Genomic DNA, 16,884 nt, shown 5'->3' with positions numbered 1-16,884 from the left:
ATCCGCGCATTACGAGTTGTCTGATCTCGGTTCGCAAGCGTCCGCCATCGTCCGGCGTGTTGCCTGCACAACTGGTCAGGGGGGCGATTCGTACCATCACGGATGGTGGCGGACCGCTCCGGATCGGTCGGCTTTCGAGACCACAACTGAGACCGGCGCGTGGACGCCACCACCAGGTAAGTCCGCCGGGGCAGACGGGAGATCCCGCGCAACCGCCGCGTGCCGTGGGTGCCCCGCGGAGCAGTCAGCGTAAGGGGGACAGATGTTGGAGCGAGCGGGAGCTCTGAGGTCCGCGGTTTCGTTTCTGGAGCGCAGCCAGCGCGACGACGAACCCGCCTTTGCCATCCGGCGAATAATGACCGCCCTACGTCCGCCGGGCCGACACCAGCCGCTCGCTCAGGTGGCACCACGTCCTGCCGCGACCTGCCCCATCGTCAGCGCCAGACGCCGCACCCGCCGCCAGTCCATCGGCGGGGCACCGTGCGGCACGCCGGGCCGGTGCCGGGGCACGCGCACGCGCAGAGCGCCAGCCGCGAGGCGACAGTGCACCGGAGTGGGCAACATCAGCGCCTCGCCATCGACACCGACCGGAATGACGGGAGCATCGGCGTCGACGACGACCTCTCGTCGGGCGGTGGCCGCGGTCAGCCCGCGGCCCTGCCGGCCACGCAGCAGGAACTCTGTCGCTTCGGCGGCGTTACCGACTTTCACGCAAAGCACCCCCAGCTCGCCGGAGTCCAGTCGCACCCGGCGCCCCAGTCCGGCCGAGTCGCCCCTCTCATAGGGGTTGTTGCTCACCAGCACGGCCTGGGGACCATCCGTAGTCAGCGAACCGGCACGGACACTCAGCCGCGCGCCGCTGGGGTGTGTCAGCAGATCCGGCAGCATCTCCAGGATCGTGCGGGCCTTGTCCTCGCGATAGGCGGGACTCTGCACGACTTCCGCGTACACGCCGAACGAGGCGTTGTTGATGAAGACGCGCCCCGCACTCAGGTCCACAGGCACTCCCGCATGAAGGTAGCCGAGGTCGATGCGCAGTTCGACGCCGTCGGTCAGTGCCTCCAGACACCTGGAGGGATCCTGCCGGTCCAGGCCCAGATCCTTGGCGAAGTGGTTACGAGTGCCAGCACTGATCACCATGAAGGGGATGTCGTGCTCTGCAGCCACACCGGCGACCGAGGCCTGCGTACCGTCACCACCCGCGACGCCAAGCAGATCGGCTCCACCCTGGACGGCCCGCCACGCCAGCTCGGCGACATCCTGCGGCTGCGCCGGATCCAGCACGACGACCTCGGCACCGAGGGCTCTGGCTCGCTCCGCCAGGTGGAACCTCTCGACCTTTCCGCCACCAGAGAGCGGATTCATGATCAGGAATGGTCGCTTTGCCCGGCTGACGGAGCGCTCCGTCATGCTCGGGGATGTGTCTTCGACAAGTGCGGCCCTGCCTGCGGAAACGGCCAGCGCCCAGAGGCCGAGCGAGGCCACCACAACCCACAGCAGCCCGGCAGCCGCGTACAGAAGCAGGACACCGAGCGGCGCGGCGACCACCAGTAGCGCGGCCAGCACCCTGATCCAGCCGGTGTGGGTGAGCATCCACCACACGCCGACTGCCGTGAGCGCCAGTCCTGCCCACCCCACCCCCATGAGTACGAGGCTTCCGAGCCCGCCGAAGACCACCAGCACCAGAAGCGCCGCTGCGCCCGCCGCCAAGGCCAGACGCGCGGTCCCGCGCCTGCTCATGGGGCACCTCCCGCCGCTCCGCCGGCTGCCGGAGCAGGAATCTCGAGCACTGCGTACCGGGTCAGCCCACTTCCCGCGGGCATAGACGACCGCAAGGACTCGGCAAGGCTCCCGACCGCCGCACCCCTCCGCCATTCGGGTGAAGTGCAGAGAAGCACCGGCGACCAGAAGCCCTCGTGCCAGATCGGCCCACAGGCCGATTCGCACGCGAACGGCGCTTCAGTGCAGGATCTTTCCCTTGGCGCGCTGGAACTCCTCGTCCGTGAGATCGCCCCTGGCCTTGATTTCCGAGAGCTTCGCAAGTTCCTCGGCCGCACTCGGCTTGGCGGTGCCGGCGGCCTCGCGGACGTAGCTGTCGAACGCATGCTGCCGGGCTCGGGCGTGATGCGATTCGCGCTCCCCCATGCCTTTGCCGCGCGCTATCAGGTACACGAACACACCGAGGAAGGGGAGCACGACCGCGAGGATGGACCACCCCGCCTTGGCCCACCCGTTGAGGGAGTCGTCACGGAAAATGTCCGAGAAAATCCTGAAGAGCAGGAAAATCCACATCACCCACAGGAAGATCCACAGCAAGGTCCAGAATGCGCCCAGGAGCGGATAGTCGTAGGCCAAATTCATCTCGCCGGTCATGTGCGTTCTCCTCTTCAGCGCCATCGCTGATCCACATCAGTGGCGATCGCCTCGCAGACGGCATTGCCACGCTCGACGATCAGTCCAGCTCCTTCGCCCTGGCGAGCGAGGATTCGCTCAGGACTGGCTCCGGTTATGGGCTCCGGCCTCGGCCATCGCTTCTGCTTCGGACTCGGCTACCGCGATGGCAATGCCGAGTGCCTCGGTGATGTGAGTTGCGGCCGACATGACGCGTGCCGTGCCCACAACCGGGGCGATGGCAACGAGAACGTCCTGAACTTGCTCGATCGTCAAGTCCGCCTTCATGGCCGGGTCGACATGCGCAACGTAGGAGATCGTAGGTGCGTCCATGGCCGCGAGCGCTGCCAAGCGCGTGAGAATGAGTGTGCTGTCGTCCAGCCCACAACGCTCGATCGAGTCCACTGTCATGGCGGAGAGCGTCTCGAGAACCGGGGCGTCTGTGGTCTTGGTCATCTCCGAACCACCTTCCGGTGCTGTGCGGAGCCGATGCACGCCCCGCTGCACACGGCAGCCCCGACGCATCATCGGCCTACTCCTCCACGGTAGGAGCCCCGGAGGAAGCACGCCCGCTGGGCTGAGCAGATCTTGATGGAGTAGGGAAAGTTCTACCGCGCTTGCTGACACCGAAGGTGAGCCGCTGTGGGCGAGTTGTTCACAGCACCCCCAACTCCGGTGTCAGGCCGGCAGTGGATGCAGGCCCGGATCCCGTCGGCGAGGGCGGCGAAGGCCCGCTCGCGGGTGATGGCGCGGTGGCGCTTCCCGGCGGCGTAGCACCCGCCTACGTGAACCTCGATGGGACGGGCGCCGACCCCGATGCTGAGTTCAATGATCCAGTCCGGGATGGGTGGCCGACGAACCTTGCCCTGCTGCCGCTCCTTCTCCTGCTGCTCGACCGTCGCGATCGCCTCGTCGATGCGCTCTACCCACATGGCGTGCCAGGTCCGCAGGGTACGGAGGCGAGACAGATCGGGCGGCAGATAAGACACAAGTTCGATTGCAGTGCCGTGGGTGCGGTCGGGCCCCACCGCTCGGGCCGGGGCTCGGGACGCAATGCGCTCGTCTTGGTCAATCGGTGGGCGGGGCGCGGTCCGCCCACCGAGACGGGCCGCTGACGGCGTGGTGGGATGCTGAGCCGCTCGCCGCACGACGGCGAGCAGGGACATGTGGGGGAGGGCGTTGCAATTGATGACGCGGAGAGCGTGCGCGCTAATGCTGTGCACCGTGGTGGCGGCGGGCGGACTGGCTGGGTGCGGGGGGTCCGGCGGGGGGACCACGGAGGGCAAGCCGTCCCCGGTGCGGTCCGTGAGCGATGCGCAGCGAATGACCGAGGCACTGACGCTGTTCAAGGGGTACCGGTCCTTTGGCCTCAAGGGAGAGATCAGGGACGAGGTGGACACCCGTATCGACCTACACGTCGACCGGCAGGGCAATTGCGCCGGCAGCTACCAGAACCTTGGCGCCACCACCGAGTTCGTCATCATCGGTGACCGCGCCTGGTGGGCGTACGACGAGAAAGGGCTGAACGCCTCCATCGAGACCGCGGGATACATGGGGCCCGAGGCGGTGGCCGCAGCTAAAGAAGCGGCCGCGAAGGCGCGCGGGAAGTACGTGGAGTCGTCGGCCGCCAAGCTGACCGAGACAGTCGTCGCCCTGTCCCTGTGCAGGATGGACCGGGCGTACGCGGACGTGCCTGCCTCGGTGCCCAGCGCCGAACTCGGCAGCCCCCGCACGGAGAAAGGGGAGCGGCGCGTGTCGCTCACCCACACGCACGAGAACGGCGAAGTGGTCGTCCAGGTGCCGAAGGCAGGAACACCGACACCCCGCCGCATCGAGTTCGAAATCCGGGACGTCCCCGTACTGGTCGACATCGACGACTACGACGCACCGGTCAAGGTACAACGGCCCGACCCCTCCGACGTGGTGCAGGCCAAAGACGTACGCGGGCTCGATCCGTTCGCCGACTGACCCCCGCACCGCCGTGGTACGCAGCGGCTGACAACGACGGAGAGGGCCTGGCTAACTGCCGCGCCCTCTCCATCTGTTCCGAGAGGGCGCGTGCTGAGCCGTCCTGGAAGCTCCAGCCCCAAGGCCCTGGAGCTCCGCTCCAAGTCAGTCCATCGGGATACGCCGTGACGGGATCGGCGTCGACCTGTCCTCGCGAGGCGGGCCCACGGTCAGTGGAAGCTCCGGGAGGCTGAGCGCGGTAGCCGGCCGTTGAGCGAGCCACCCTGAGAGCCGATGTGACGGGCTCTCGGTCCTCACGTGCCTGAACCCCAGCCGCTCGTAGTAGGAGTGAAGGCCCTCGTTCGTTCGCCAGGTGTCTATGCGCACCCAATCGCGACCTTCCATGGCGGCCAGTCTTGATGCCCAGTCCACGAGGCGCGCCCCGAGGTGCCGCCCGGCAGCTTGGCGAGCGACGATGAGCTTGTAGAGGTGGAAGGCAGATTCGGGATGGTCCTCATCTGTCCAGAAGTCCCGATCCACGGGGCCTCTGCTCACGGTGCCCAGGACCTTGCCGGAGTCGACGACGACCCAGGCACGCCCCTCATCGATCGATGCCCGCCACTTGGCGATCGCTTTGGTCCCGGTCTCGGGGTCGCTCCATTGGTCAGTGCCCTTTGAGCTGAGCCATTCCTCGGCTTCTGTCCGGAGAGCCACTTCGCCGCGGGCGTGGTTCACGTTGACCGACAGGTCAAGCTCATTGCCGGACGGCAGGTGTTCGCGCTGCCCAAGGGCGGCAAGACGCGCACCGTCCCGTTGCCTGAGAGCGTCGCGCGGTCACTTGAGCATCACATCGCGCAGCAGCCCCCGACGGGTGTGTCTCTGCCATGGCGGTCGGTCGACGGCCCTCCGGTCACCGCATCCGTGCTCTTCCGCAACATCGAGGGATGCGCGGTGAACCACGTGACCTTCAACCGGGTTGCCCGGCGTCCCGCTCTCGACAGGGCCGGCGTGCTGCGCGGGCGGGAGAACGGCATGCACGCGCTGAGGCACTTCTACGCGTCCGTGCTGCTGGACGCGGGGGAGAGCATCAAGGCCCTGTCGGAGTAACTGGAACACCATGATCCCGGCTTCACACTGCGGACGTACACGCACTTGATGCCGAGCAGCGAGAGGCGCACGCGAGAGGCCGTCAACCGCGCGTTCGGGGACGACCCGAAGAGCGATGACGGCCCCACGACGGCCCAGGGAGCGTGAGGGAAGGGAAAGTGCGCAGGTCAAGCCACAAGCTGCGTCAGTACCGCTGGTTCAGATATCCCAGCAGCTCGTGGTGGAGCAGTCCGTTCGAGGCAGCCGCGTTCCCGCCGCCCGGACCGGGCACCCCGTCCAGGCTGGTGAACCGGCCACCCGCCTCCTGGACGATGATCGCGTTCGCCGCCATGTCCCAGAGCGACAGCTCCGGCTCCGCGCAGATGTCCACGGAACCCTCGGCGACCATCATGTACGGCCAGAAGTCCCCGTACCCACGCGTACGCCAGCAGGCCCGGGTCAGGTCCATGAACCCGTCGAGCCGGCCCTGCTCCTCCCAGCCGGTCATCGACGCGTACGCGAACGAGGCGTCCGAGATCCGCTCGACCTTCGAGACGTGCAGCCGGGTCGCGGAGGTGAGGCTGCGGCCGGAGAACGCCCCCGCGCCCTTCGCCGCCCACCAGCGGCGCCCCAGCGCGGGGGCCGACACCACGCCCACCACCGGCTGGAAGCCGTTCTCGCCCGCCTCCATCAGCGAGATCAGCGTCGCCCAGACCGGCACACCGCGCACGTAGTTCTTGGTGCCGTCGATCGGGTCGACGACCCAGCGGCGCGGGCCGGTGCCCTCGATCCCGTACTCCTCGCCGAGGATCGCGTCGCGCGGGCGCGCCCGATGGAGGTGACCGCGGATCAGCTCCTCGGCGGCCTTGTCGGCCTCGCTCACCGGCGTCATGTCCGGCTTGGTCTCGACCTTGAGGTCGAGAGCCTTGAACCGGTCCATCGTCGTCGCGTCGGCGGCGTCCGCCAGCACATGGGCGAGGCGCAGATCATCGTGGTAGTCGGGCATGTCGTCACAGTATCGACCGCAGGTGAACAGAGCCACAGGACCCTGGGGGTGCATGAGCTCTTGACAGTGCGGGGGAGCGCGTCAACTCTGAACCGCAGACCCCTGGCGTGGGAGGCGACGATGCCTGCAGCGCGAGAAGCATTGCTGGACGCCGCCCTCTCGGCGCTCAGCACCCTGCCCTGGGCGACGGTGCGGATGGTCGACGTCGCGTCCGCCGCGGGAGTCTCCCGGCAGACCCTCTACAACGAGTTCGGCAGCAAGGACGGCCTGGCCCGGGCTCTCGTCCGGCGCGCTGCCGACGGCTACCTGGCCGGTGTCGAACGGGCATTGGAACCGCCCGGCGACACGGGGGACAGACTGGCCGCCACCGCCGCCTGGACGGTCCGGGCCGCTCGTACGAACACCCTGGTCAGGGCGTTGCTCACCGGTTGCTGGGGAGAGCGGTTACCCCGCCCCGCCCGCCTCTCGGGGCCGCCCTTCTCGCCCGTACCGGCGCAGCGGCGGGCCGATGCCGGGCCGCCGACCCCGGCCGAGCTGCTCGGCCTGGTGCGCGACCGCGCGGTGGCCGCCCTGGACGGGGGGCGTCCGCCGCACGACCCGGCGCTGGCCGTGACCTGCGAGATCGCGTTGCGCCTCGCACTGTCGTACGCGGTTGCGGCGTCCTCCGTCCCCATGGACGCCGCGCCGCTGGTGCGCGAGGTGGTGGAGCGGTGGCCCGCCGGGTGACGGGCGGGCCACCGGCGGCGCGCCAATTCAGGGGCTGCTTCCGCGTGGGCCAGGAACGTGGCTGCGGGAGGTCCGCTCCGGCGGCTCTCCGTTCCCGCACGGGCGCGGACCCGTGGCGCCCTGCTCTCCCGGCTGGGGGCGTGGGGGGTCCGGTCGGGGAGGCGGCCGGGTACAGCGCCGCCTGTCACTTCCCCGGACGCCCCCTGCCGCTCAGTGCGACGAGCCCGACAGTTGGAGCCCGATCACACCCAGGATCACCAGGGAGATCGAGACCAGCTTGAGCGTGGAGACCACATCGTCGAGGAAGACCATGCCGTAGATCGCGGTGCCCGCCGCGCCGATGCCCGTCCACACGGCGTAGGCGGGCCCCACATCGAGCTTCTTCAGGGACAGGGTCAGCAGACCGAAACTGCCGAGCGCGAAGATGCAGAAGGCGATGGTCGGCCAGAGCCGGGTGAAGCCGTGCGACAGTTTCAGACAGACGGCGAAGCCGGTCTCCAGAAGCCCTGCGACCACAACCAGCAGCCACGCCATCGTCGGTGCCCTCCCACGTCGGTGACTGCTCTGTCCCGCTGCGTGCGATTATGCACTTACCGGTAGCAGCTGATCGCAAACGTGCCTGGGTCAGTCGCCTTCGCGTCGTTCCCGGGTGGCCAGCAGCCGGTGCAGCGAGTCCAGCCGGGCCGGGTCGGCATGTCCGGCCACCACCCAGGCACCCAGAGCGCATTCCGGTTGGACGGCGTCGTGGGTGCAGCCGCGAGGGCAGTCCTCGGTGCCGGGCTCCAGGTCGGGGAACGCGTGGATGACCCGCGAAGGGTCGATGTGGTTCAGCCCGAAGGAGCGCACACCGGGGGTGTCGACCACCCAGCCCCGCCCGTCCGGCAGAGGCAGCGCCAGGGCCGATGTGGTGGTGTGCCGGCCGCGGCCGGTGACCGCGTTGACGACACCCGTCGTACGCCGCCGGTCCTTCGGTACCAGGGCGTTGACCAGCGTGGTCTTGCCGACGCCGGAGTGCCCCACGAACGCGGTGACCCGGTCGTTCAGCTGCTCGCGCACCCGGTCCGCCGCGTCGCCGTTCTCCAACTCCTGGCGGCTGGTGACGATGTAGGGGACGCCCAGCGGGGTGTACGCCTCCAGGAGCTTGTCCGGGGACGCCAGGTCGCACTTGGTGAGGACCAGGAGCGGGCTGAGCCCGCCGTCGTACGCCGCCACCAGACAGCGGTCGATCATCCGCGGACGGGGTTCCGGATCGGCCAGCGCGGTGACGATCGCCAGCTGGTCCGCGTTGGCGACGACCACCCGCTCGTACGGATCGTCGTCGTCCGCCGTCCGCCGCAGCACCGAGCGGCGCTCACCGATGCGGACGATGCGGGCCAGGGTGTCCTTGTCCCCGGACAGATCGCCGACGAGGGAGACGGTGTCGCCCACCACCGCGGCCTTGCGACCGAGCTCGCGCGCCTTCATCGCCATGACCGTACGGCCTTCGACGAGGCAGGTGAGGCGGCCGCGGTCGACGGTGAGGACCATGCCGTCCTCGGCGTCCTCGTGCTTCGGACGGGTATGCGTACGAGGCCGGTTGCCCTTCGGGTTGGGGCGGAACCGGATGTCGTCCTCGTCGGGGTTCTTGCCGTAGCGACGCATGACTCAGACCCCGAGCATTCGGGTCCACATCAGCGGGAAGTCCGGCAGGGTCTTGGCGGTTGTCGCCACGTTCTCGATCTCCACTCCGGGGACTGCAAGGCCGATGATCGACCCCGCGGTGGCCATCCGGTGGTCGTCATACGTATGGAAGGTACCGCCGTGCAGCGGGCGCGGCTCGATGTGCAGCCCGTCGGCGGTCTCGGTCACCCGGCCGCCGAGCTCGTTGATCTCCTTGGTGAGCGCGGCCAGCCGGTCCGTCTCGTGCAGCCGCAGATGGGCGACACCGCTGAGGGTGGAAGGGGAGTCGGCGAGGGCCGCGACCGCCGCGATGCCCGGGGTGAGCTCCCCGACCTCGCCGAGGTCGACGTCGATGCCGTGGATGCGGCCCGAACCGGTGAACGTCAGACCGCGTTCGGTCAGCTCGCAGCTGCCGCCCATCGCGGTGAAGATCTCGCGCAGCGCGTCACCGGGCTGGGTGGTGCGCAGCGGCCAGTCGGGGATCGTGACCCGGCCACCGGTGACCAGGGCCGCGGCCAGGAACGGCTGCGCGTTGGAGAGGTCGGGCTCGACCGTCAGATCGCGGCCGAGCAGAGCCGACGGGGAGACCCGCCAGACGTTCGGCTCGCCGCCCGTCTCCGGCTCGTCGACCTGGGCGCCGACGACCCGCAGCATGTCGACCGTCATCCGGATGTGCGGCATCGACGGGAGCCGGGAGCCGGTGTGACGCACTTCCACGCCCTGGTTGAAACGCGGCGCCGACAGCAGCAGCGCCGAGACGAACTGGGAGGACGAGGACGCGTCGATCGCCACCGGGCCGCCGTCCAGCGCACCGCCGCCGTGCACGGTCATCGGCAGCGAGCCGCGCCCGTCGTCGTCGATCCTGGCGCCGAGCACCCGCAGCGCGTCGATCACGCCGTTCAGCGGCCGCTCGTACGAACGCGCGTCGCCGTCGAAGTGGATCGGCCCGTCGGCGAGGGTGGCGACCGGCGGCAGGAAGCGCATGACCGTTCCGGCGTTGCCGACGTCGATCGTGGTGGGGCCGTGCAGCCCGGCCGGAATGACCCGCCACGCCTCCCCGGAGCCGTCCGGGCCGACACCCTCCTCGATGCCGACGCCCATCGCGCGCAGCGCCTGCGCCATCAGCAGGGTGTCGCGGGAGCGCAGCGGGCGGCGCAGCCAGCCCGGCTCGGCGGCGAGGGCGGCAAGGACCAGTGCCCGGTTGGTGACCGATTTCGATCCGGGCACGGTGACGGTGGCGTCGACGGCTCCGCTCGCATGGGGGGCGGGCCAGAGGGCGGGGTGCACGGAACTTTCGGTCATGGCCCTCACTTTAGTGGCTCACCGCAAACCCGGATCTTGATCAAACGGGCGGAAACCGGGGCGTAATACAACCGTGGTACCGGCCGCAACGAGCCCGGGGCCGGTGCCGCCGTTCCTCACAGGCCGAGGAGCCAGCGGCCTCCGCCGATCAGTGAGCAGAGCGACACCGCATGGAAGAGGAAGAGCCACAGTGCGGCCGGGACATCCGTGAGCCGGGACAGCTGGTCCGCGTCCGAGTCCGGTGCGCCGCCGTGGCGCCGCTTCGACTGGAGCTCGAACGCCGGACGCACACCGCCGAGCAGCAGGAACCACACCGCGGTGTATGCGAAGAGCGACTGCACGTCGGGCGAGGCGAGCCAGGACACCAGCAGGAAGGCCGAGCCGGTGAAGATCACCGTGAGCGCCCCGTACACATTGCGGATCATCACCAGCATCACGGCGAGCAGCGCGGTTGCCACCCACAGCAACAGCGTGATCCTGCCGCTGCTGAGCAGCCAGGCGCCGCCCAGTCCCAGCAGCGGCGGCGCGGTGTAGCCCGCCGCCGCGGTGAGGATCATGCCGATACCGGTGGGCCTGCCACGGCTGACGGTCAGCCCGCTGGTGTCCGAGTGCAGCCGGATGCCCTGCAGCCTGCGCCCGGTGACCAGAGCGATCAGCCCGTGGCCGCCCTCGTGCGCGATGGTGATCGTGTTGCGGGAGACCCGCCACAGGACGTTCGGCACGACGGCGATGAGTGCGACCGTGGCCGTCACGACCACCAGCCACTGCTCGGGTGCGGGCTGGGTGCCGAATATGCGATCCCACAGATCGCCCAGATCGGTGCTGTCCATGGTGCGGGCGGCTCCTTGCGGTCGTGCCGGTGGGTCGTGGCAGTCTGGCACTTATGTGCGGACGGTATGCAGCGAGTCGGCGGCCCGAGGATCTGACCGGACTCTTCGGCGTCGAGAAGTGGGAACCGGCGGAGGCGCTGGAGCCCGACTACAACGTGGCGCCGACCAAGGAGGTCTACGCCGTACTGGAACGCCCGGTGAAAGACGCGGATGATCAACGTCCGGTTCGGCAGTTGCGCGCACTGAAATGGGGACTCGTGCCCTCCTGGGCCAAGTCGCCGGAGGGTGGCGCCCGGATGATCAATGCCCGGGCGGAGACGGTCCACGAGAAGCCCTCGTTCCGCCGCCCCTTCGTCTCACGGCGCTGCATCCTGCCCGCCGACGGCTACTACGAGTGGGTCACCGGTACCGACGAGCGGCAGCTGGAGGAACAGGGGAGGAAGAAGCGCCCCCGCAAGCAGCCGTACTTCGTGACACCCGCGGACGGATCGGTCTTCGCGATGGCCGGACTGTACGAGTTCTGGCGCGACCGCACCCTGCCCGACGACCACCCGCAGGCCTGGTGGGTGACCTGCTCCGTGATCACCACCGAGGCGGAGACCACTCCGCTCGCCGTCGCCCCCGCCGAGGGCCCGGCGGCGCTCGCCGACATCCACCCCCGGATGCCGCTGATGCTCACCCCGGACCGCTGGGACGCCTGGCTGGACCCCTCGCACAAGGACATCGAGGGACTGCGGGCGCTGCTCGCACCACCGCCCGGCGGACTGATGCGGGCCTACCCGGTGCCCACCGCCGTCAGCAATGTCCGCAACAACGGACCCGAACTGCTGGAGGAGCTGGCCGCGCCGGAGGTCGGCACGCTCTTCTGACCGGGCAGGATGAGACACGTGAGCCCCACAGAGACAGCTCGTACGACGACCGAGACGGTCGACACCGACGCCGGGACGGCCCGGATCACCTGGCTGCCCGCGAAGAAGCCGCGCCTGGTGCTCGCCGCCGGTCACGGCGCCGGCGGCGGCATCGAGGCCCGCGACCTCCAGGCCCTGGCCACCGCGCTGCCCGCCCACGGAGTGAGCGTCGCCCTGGTGGAGCAGCCGTGGCGGGTCGCCGGGAAGAAGCTCGCACCCGCTCCGAAGACCCTGGACACCGGCTGGCGGGGCGTGTGGCCCGCGCTCGCCGCCCCAGGGCTCCCGGTCGTCGCCGCGGGACGCAGCGCCGGCGCCCGGGTGGCCTGCCGGACGGCGACCGAGCTCGGCGCCCACGCGGTCCTCGCGCTCAGTTTTCCGCTGCACCCGCCGGGCAAGCCGGAGAAGTCCCGCAAGGACGAGCTGCTCGGCTCGGGTGTGCCCACGCTCGTCGTGCAGGGCGGCCACGACCCGTTCGGACGGCCCGCCGAATTCCCGCCGGGGGAGTTCGAGATCACCGAGGTGCCGTACGGGGACCACGGCTTCGCCGTACCGAAGAAGGCCGACCTGACCCAGGATCAGGCGATGGAGATCCTCACCGCCGCCGTCACCGCGTGGCTGGACCGACTCCCGTAACGCCCGACTCGTCTCCCTCGCACGCCGGGCATGCCTCCTTCCGGGTGGATCGGATCACCCTCGCGGAGACCGGTCACAGCCCCGGGAATGTTGAGTGGGGGGCCACTGTTGTCGGTGACATCGGTACATCAACGTCGTATGTGGAGAGGGAGTCCGTCGCATGGGTTCGACCATCTGCCCGCGCCGCTCGAACGCCGCTGACCTGGAGTGGACGGTGTTGCACGCGGCGAAGACCACTCCCGAGCGGGCACTGAGCGGATCGGATCGACAGCCCGCGTCGAAGCAAGGTCGACTATTCTCCGATTCGAGCGGGTCCGGTTTCGGATCCGTCACAGCGTTGGAGGAGGTGGGTCCGGTCACCGGTACCGACACAGGGACCGACGACGGCCGCGCGGAGGAGACGACCGCCGAGCGCAACGCGCGCTTCGAGCGGGACGCCCTCGGTTTCCTCGACCAGATGTACTCGGCCGCGCTGCGCATGACGCGCAACCCCGCAGACGCCGAGGACCTGGTCCAGGAGACGTATGCGAAGGCGTACGGCTCCTTCCACCAGTTCCGCGAGGGTACGAACCTCAAGGCATGGATGTACCGCATCCTGACGAACACCTTCATCAATTCGTACCGCAAGAAGCAGCGCGAACCTCAGCGCAGTGCCGCCGAGGAGATCGAGGACTGGCAGCTGGCGCGCGCCGAGTCGCACATGTCGACCGGTCTGCGGTCCGCCGAGTCGCAGGCTCTCGACCACCTTCCGGACTCGGATGTGAAGTCCGCACTGCAGGCGATCCCCGAAGAGTTCCGCATCGCGGTTTATCTTGCGGATGTAGAGGGCTTTGCCTACAAGGAGATCGCGGACATCATGGGGACTCCCATCGGTACGGTGATGTCCCGACTGCACCGGGGCCGCCGCCAACTGCGCGGCATGCTGGAGGACTACGCCCGCGAGCGCGGGCTCGTCCCGGCCGGTGCCGGAGAGTCGGACGATCGGAAAGGCTCGGGCTCATGAGCTGCGGAGAGCCGCACGAGACAGACTGCTCAGAGGTCCTCGATCATCTCTACGAGTTTCTCGACCATGAGATGCCCGACAGCGACTGCACCAAGTTCGAGGTGCACTTCGAGGAGTGCTCCCCGTGCCTGGAGAAGTACGGCCTGGAGCAGGCTGTGAAGAAGCTGGTGAAGCGCTGCTGCGGCCACGACGACGTGCCGAGCGATCTGCGCTCCAAGGTGATGGGCCGGATCGACCTGATCCGCTCGGGGCAGGCCGTGCCGGATCAGGACGTGGTGGCCGAGTCGCAGCTGCCGACCGCCGCCAGCGAGTGACGGCCGGCAGGTGAGGGCCGGAGAGTGACGGGCGGCAGCCGCTGAGCGGCGGTACGTCCCCTCCCACCTTCCTCCGTACGCGTGAGGGCGCGCCGCGACTTTCGCGGCGCGCCCTCACGCGTACCACCGCTACGGCGTACACATCACCCGAACTCACCCGAACGTGCGAATCGAGCTCATCGGCGCTCGGTCGCGCGTCCAACTCGCTAGCCTGGCGCCTCCATTGACCATCGTTGGGGGGCGGGTGGGGCGGGTGAGAGCCACACCGTCAGCGGCGCGCGCGCACATTCTGGCCGCAGCGGTCTGCGCGACGCTCTGTGCGCTGCCTGCGTTGCGTCCCGGTGCGGGGATCGCGTGGACCACCGTGGGACTGCTCACGGCGCTCTATCTGGCCTGCGAGCTTCCGGGCCGCTGCCGCCTCCTCGGCAGCTCCGTGCCGATCAGTGCCGGATCGTTCTTCCCGCTGCTGCTCGCCGCCGCGTTCCTGCTGCCGCCCGCAGCCGCCGCGCTGGTCGCGATCCCCGGCTCGTTCGTCGGCCGGGTCGAGCACGCGCCCGCTACGGCCCGCCGCATCTGGCGGGCGGCACAGCTCGCCCTCACCGTCTGGGCGGCGTCGTACGTCCACGGTCTGCTCGGCGGTGGCGCCACGCTCGGCGGACCGGGTCCCGAACGGCTGCCCGACTTCCCGTACGCCCTGCTGCCCGCCTGCGCCGCCGCGCTGGCCTTCAGCCTCGTCCTGACCGCCCTGGACGGCTCGATCCTGGCCACGGCCGAACGGCTGCCGCTGCGACACGCCTGGAGCGGCCTTCTGCCGCGTTCGCTCGGACCGCACCTGGTACACGGTCTCGCCGGGCTGATGATGGCCGTGCTGTGGCGCAGCTCGTACGGACCGGTGTCCGCGCTCTTCGTCCTGCTGCCGATGTACATCTCCTGCTGGATCTTCTCCCAGTACCACCGTGAGCACGCCGCGCACCGCGCCACCATCAGGGCGCTGGTGCAGGCCGTCGACATCAAGGACACGTACACCCGCGGGCACAGCGAGCGCGTGGGGCGGGCCTCCGTGCTGATCGCCAGGGAACTCGGCATGGCGGAGGACCGCCTCGAAGTGCTCCGCTTCGCCGGGATCCTGCACGACGTCGGCAAGCTCTGCGTCCCGACCCGGGTGCTGCGCAAGGACGGGCCGCTCACCCCGGAGGAACGGCGCGTGATCGAACTGCATCCGGAGTACGGGCACGAGATCGTCCGGGGCATCGGGTTCCTGGGCGAGGCGCGAGCGGCGATCCTGCACCACCACGAGCGGCTCGACGGCAGCGGCTATCCGTACGGGCTCAGCGGGCGGGAGATCCCCGAGTTCGCGAGGGTCGTCGCGGTGGCCGACGCGTTCGACGCGATGACGTCGACGCGGTCGTACCGGAGAGGGAGGCCGGTGCCGGCAGCGGTGGAGGAGCTGAAGAGGTGTGCGGGCACGCAGTTCGATCCGCAGATGGTGCGGGCGCTGGCGCGAGGCCTGGACCGGCACGGGTGGTCGACGGCGTCGACGGTGGTGACGGCCGACGAGACGGTGCCGGTGCCAAGGGCGGGCGCGAGTGCGGGGGCCGGGGACGTCCGGAGGCCGGTTCGCCCGCAATCGCCCGACGGGCTCGAGCCGGCGGCCGGTCGTGCGGTGTCCGGGGACGGGCTCGATGTGGCGGCCGGTCGTGCGGTGGCTGCGGACGGGTACGGGCTCGCACCTGGGGCGCAGCCGTCCGTGGACCGGACCCGGTGAGTCGCGGTCGGAGCCGGACGAGGCTGCCCCCCGCTGTCCTGGCCGTCCGTGGCGCCGCCGGTGCGCTCGCCGTCGCCGGTCTCGCCCACACCCTCTGGCACGGTCTCCACGAACCCGGGCTTGCCCTCACCTTCGGCGTGCTCATCACCGTCGGTGAGCTGGCCCGCTGGGGTGCGCTGCCCGGTGAGCGGGAGCCCGCGCCGCTCGGCGCCGCCGGAGCGCTCGCGTATGCGCTTCTCGGCCGCAGCGGCGGGGAGCCCACCAGCCACGGAGCCCTGCAGGTCATCGCTGTTCTCGTCGCGGCGCAGCTCGTCGCCGCCGTGCCCCATGTGGCACGTGGCAGTGGGCCCACCGCCGATCAGGTGGCCCGGCGGATCATCATCGTCTCGTTCGCCGCTGTGTGCTTCCAGCCGCTCCACAATTCCGGCCGGTCCGCCGTCTGGTTCGGCGACGGCCCGTACTTCGCGCTCTTCCTGCTCGTACTGCTCGTGCTCACGGCCCTGTGCGACGCCGTGCTCGGTGCCCTGCTGCTGCGGTCCGGTACCCCCTTCCCGTACGGACCGCTGCTCCGTGACGAGCTGCGCGCTCTGCTGGGCATCGGTTCGGCGGTCTGCGCGACCGGGGCGGTGATGGCCCTGGGGGTCTCCGTCGCGGGCCTGTGGGCGCTGCCCGTGCTCTGCGTACCGCTGCTGCTGGCCCAGGTGTCGTTCCGCCGGTTCGTCGCGGTGCGCACCACCTACCGGCAGACCATCACCTCGCTCGCCCGGTCCACCGAGATCGCCGGCTACACCCCGCACGGGCATGCGCGCCGGGTGGCGATGCTCTGCACGGCCGTCGGCCGCGAGCTGGGGCTCTCCGGGGCCGAGCTGACCGTGCTGGAGTACGCGGCCCTGATGCACGACATCGGGCAGCTCTCCCTCGTCGATCCGGTGCCCGACGGGGCGACCGCCCCGCTGCCCGCCGCCGAGCAGCGCCGGATCGCGCTGCTGGGCGGGGCCGTCGTCCGGCAGACCGGGGTGGACACCGAGATCGCCGTCGTGGTGGAGCGGCAGGCCGACCCGTATCGCGAGCAGCCACTGCCCGCCCGGATCGTCCGGGCCGTCAACGCATACGACGACCTCTGCGGGGAAGGTCTCAGCGGGCCGCTCGACGCACTGGAACAGCTCAGGCTCGGGACCGGCCACGACTATCAGCCGGAGGTCGTGGAATCGCTCGCGCGCGTGCTGGCCCGGGGCGGTCTGACCCCCGTCCTGCCTGGGTAACCCATGGGTAATGAGCGGGCGTCCGGCTGGGCATGGTTGGATGCGAAGAAGA

At 69.9% G+C, this 16,884-nt stretch carries 19 protein-coding genes; 9 read left to right on the top strand and 10 right to left on the bottom strand.

The window, feature by feature from the left end:
• Positions 1–396: 396 nt before the first annotated feature.
• From OHA88_RS18340 to OHA88_RS18325, 4 genes are all read right to left on the bottom strand, one after another.
• Positions 397–1,740 carry a diacylglycerol/lipid kinase family protein gene (locus tag OHA88_RS18340; RefSeq protein WP_328626314.1) on the bottom strand — a complete coding sequence of 448 codons (1,344 nt, stop codon included), beginning with the start codon at positions 1,738–1,740 and terminating at the stop codon, positions 397–399.
• A gap of 219 nt (positions 1,741–1,959) precedes the next feature.
• Entirely contained in the window at positions 1,960–2,373 is a 414-nt protein-coding gene (locus tag OHA88_RS18335; protein WP_328626313.1) for an SHOCT domain-containing protein, read from the bottom strand.
• Between the two features lie 117 nt (positions 2,374–2,490).
• A complete protein-coding gene (locus tag OHA88_RS18330; RefSeq protein ID WP_328626312.1) occupies positions 2,491–2,847 on the bottom strand; it encodes a carboxymuconolactone decarboxylase family protein in 357 nt (118 codons plus the stop codon).
• A 152-nt stretch (positions 2,848–2,999) separates the two neighbouring features.
• The gene (locus OHA88_RS18325) at positions 3,000–3,323 is read right to left on the bottom strand and encodes a DUF6233 domain-containing protein (RefSeq protein WP_328626311.1); all 324 of its coding nucleotides are present in this window, start codon (positions 3,321–3,323) and stop codon (positions 3,000–3,002) included.
• A gap of 373 nt (positions 3,324–3,696) precedes the next feature.
• On the opposite strand from OHA88_RS18325, the gene OHA88_RS18320 reads away from it, so the two are divergent.
• Complete coding sequence (locus tag OHA88_RS18320; protein ID WP_328626310.1) at positions 3,697–4,359, top strand: hypothetical protein; 663 nt, start codon at positions 3,697–3,699, stop codon at positions 4,357–4,359.
• Positions 4,360–4,503: 144 nt separating this feature from the next.
• Here OHA88_RS18320 and OHA88_RS18315 read toward each other — a convergent pair whose 3' ends face one another.
• Entirely contained in the window at positions 4,504–5,052 is a 549-nt protein-coding gene (locus tag OHA88_RS18315; RefSeq protein WP_328629724.1) for a GNAT family N-acetyltransferase, read from the bottom strand.
• 12 nt (positions 5,053–5,064) lie between these two features.
• Here OHA88_RS18315 and OHA88_RS18310 point away from each other — a divergent pair, with 12 nt between their 5' ends.
• The gene (locus OHA88_RS18310) at positions 5,065–5,445 is read left to right on the top strand and encodes a site-specific integrase (RefSeq protein WP_328626309.1); all 381 of its coding nucleotides are present in this window, start codon (positions 5,065–5,067) and stop codon (positions 5,443–5,445) included.
• 184 nt (positions 5,446–5,629) lie between these two features.
• On the opposite strand, the gene hisN is transcribed toward OHA88_RS18310, so the two are convergent.
• Positions 5,630–6,430: a histidinol-phosphatase gene (hisN, locus tag OHA88_RS18305; protein WP_326605688.1), complete on the bottom strand. Its 801-nt coding sequence runs from the start codon at positions 6,428–6,430 to the stop codon at positions 5,630–5,632.
• Positions 6,431–6,550: 120 nt separating this feature from the next.
• Here hisN and OHA88_RS18300 point away from each other — a divergent pair, with 120 nt between their 5' ends.
• Positions 6,551–7,156 carry a TetR/AcrR family transcriptional regulator gene (locus OHA88_RS18300; protein ID WP_328626308.1) on the top strand — a complete coding sequence of 202 codons (606 nt, stop codon included), beginning with the start codon at positions 6,551–6,553 and terminating at the stop codon, positions 7,154–7,156.
• 210 nt (positions 7,157–7,366) lie between these two features.
• On the opposite strand, the gene OHA88_RS18295 is transcribed toward OHA88_RS18300, so the two are convergent.
• The 4 genes from OHA88_RS18295 to OHA88_RS18280 all read right to left on the bottom strand — a co-directional run bounded on the left by OHA88_RS18295 (position 7,367) and on the right by OHA88_RS18280 (position 10,947).
• Positions 7,367–7,690, bottom strand: coding sequence for a DMT family transporter (locus tag OHA88_RS18295; protein ID WP_030915586.1), 324 nt, complete (start codon positions 7,688–7,690; stop codon positions 7,367–7,369).
• 90 nt (positions 7,691–7,780) lie between these two features.
• Positions 7,781–8,797: a ribosome small subunit-dependent GTPase A gene (rsgA, locus tag OHA88_RS18290; protein ID WP_328626307.1), complete on the bottom strand. Its 1,017-nt coding sequence runs from the start codon at positions 8,795–8,797 to the stop codon at positions 7,781–7,783.
• A 3-nt stretch (positions 8,798–8,800) separates the two neighbouring features.
• Complete coding sequence (gene aroA, locus OHA88_RS18285; RefSeq protein WP_326627401.1) at positions 8,801–10,117, bottom strand: 3-phosphoshikimate 1-carboxyvinyltransferase; 1,317 nt, start codon at positions 10,115–10,117, stop codon at positions 8,801–8,803.
• Between the two features lie 116 nt (positions 10,118–10,233).
• Complete coding sequence (locus OHA88_RS18280) at positions 10,234–10,947, bottom strand: M50 family metallopeptidase (RefSeq protein WP_267002049.1); 714 nt, start codon at positions 10,945–10,947, stop codon at positions 10,234–10,236.
• Between the two features lie 53 nt (positions 10,948–11,000).
• Between OHA88_RS18280 and OHA88_RS18275 the strand changes: the two genes are divergently transcribed.
• The 6 genes from OHA88_RS18275 (at position 11,001) to OHA88_RS18250 (ending at position 16,832) form a co-directional block, all read left to right on the top strand.
• Positions 11,001–11,816 (top strand): SOS response-associated peptidase, encoded by an 816-nt coding sequence (locus OHA88_RS18275; protein ID WP_328626306.1) that lies wholly within the window; start codon positions 11,001–11,003, stop codon positions 11,814–11,816.
• An 18-nt stretch (positions 11,817–11,834) separates the two neighbouring features.
• On the top strand, positions 11,835–12,488 hold the full coding sequence (locus OHA88_RS18270; RefSeq protein WP_328626305.1) for an alpha/beta hydrolase family protein: 654 nt from the start codon (positions 11,835–11,837) through the stop codon (positions 12,486–12,488).
• Positions 12,489–12,834: 346 nt separating this feature from the next.
• On the top strand, positions 12,835–13,491 hold the full coding sequence (locus OHA88_RS18265) for a sigma-70 family RNA polymerase sigma factor (RefSeq protein ID WP_266990480.1): 657 nt from the start codon (positions 12,835–12,837) through the stop codon (positions 13,489–13,491).
• The gene (gene rsrA / locus OHA88_RS18260; RefSeq protein WP_267002043.1) at positions 13,488–13,805 is read left to right on the top strand and encodes a mycothiol system anti-sigma-R factor; all 318 of its coding nucleotides are present in this window, start codon (positions 13,488–13,490) and stop codon (positions 13,803–13,805) included. Before OHA88_RS18265 ends, rsrA begins: the two co-directional genes overlap by 4 nt.
• A 253-nt stretch (positions 13,806–14,058) precedes the next feature.
• A complete protein-coding gene (locus tag OHA88_RS18255; RefSeq protein ID WP_328626304.1) occupies positions 14,059–15,570 on the top strand; it encodes an HD-GYP domain-containing protein in 1,512 nt (503 codons plus the stop codon).
• On the top strand, positions 15,567–16,832 hold the full coding sequence (locus OHA88_RS18250) for an HD-GYP domain-containing protein (protein ID WP_328626303.1): 1,266 nt from the start codon (positions 15,567–15,569) through the stop codon (positions 16,830–16,832). Before OHA88_RS18255 ends, OHA88_RS18250 begins: the two co-directional genes overlap by 4 nt.
• Positions 16,833–16,884 lie beyond the last annotated feature (52 nt).

It is taken from the genome of Streptomyces sp. NBC_00353, assembly GCF_036108815.1.
Lineage (GTDB): Bacteria > Actinomycetota > Actinomycetes > Streptomycetales > Streptomycetaceae > Streptomyces.
This window is presented reverse-complemented; position numbering and strand designations above follow the sequence as displayed.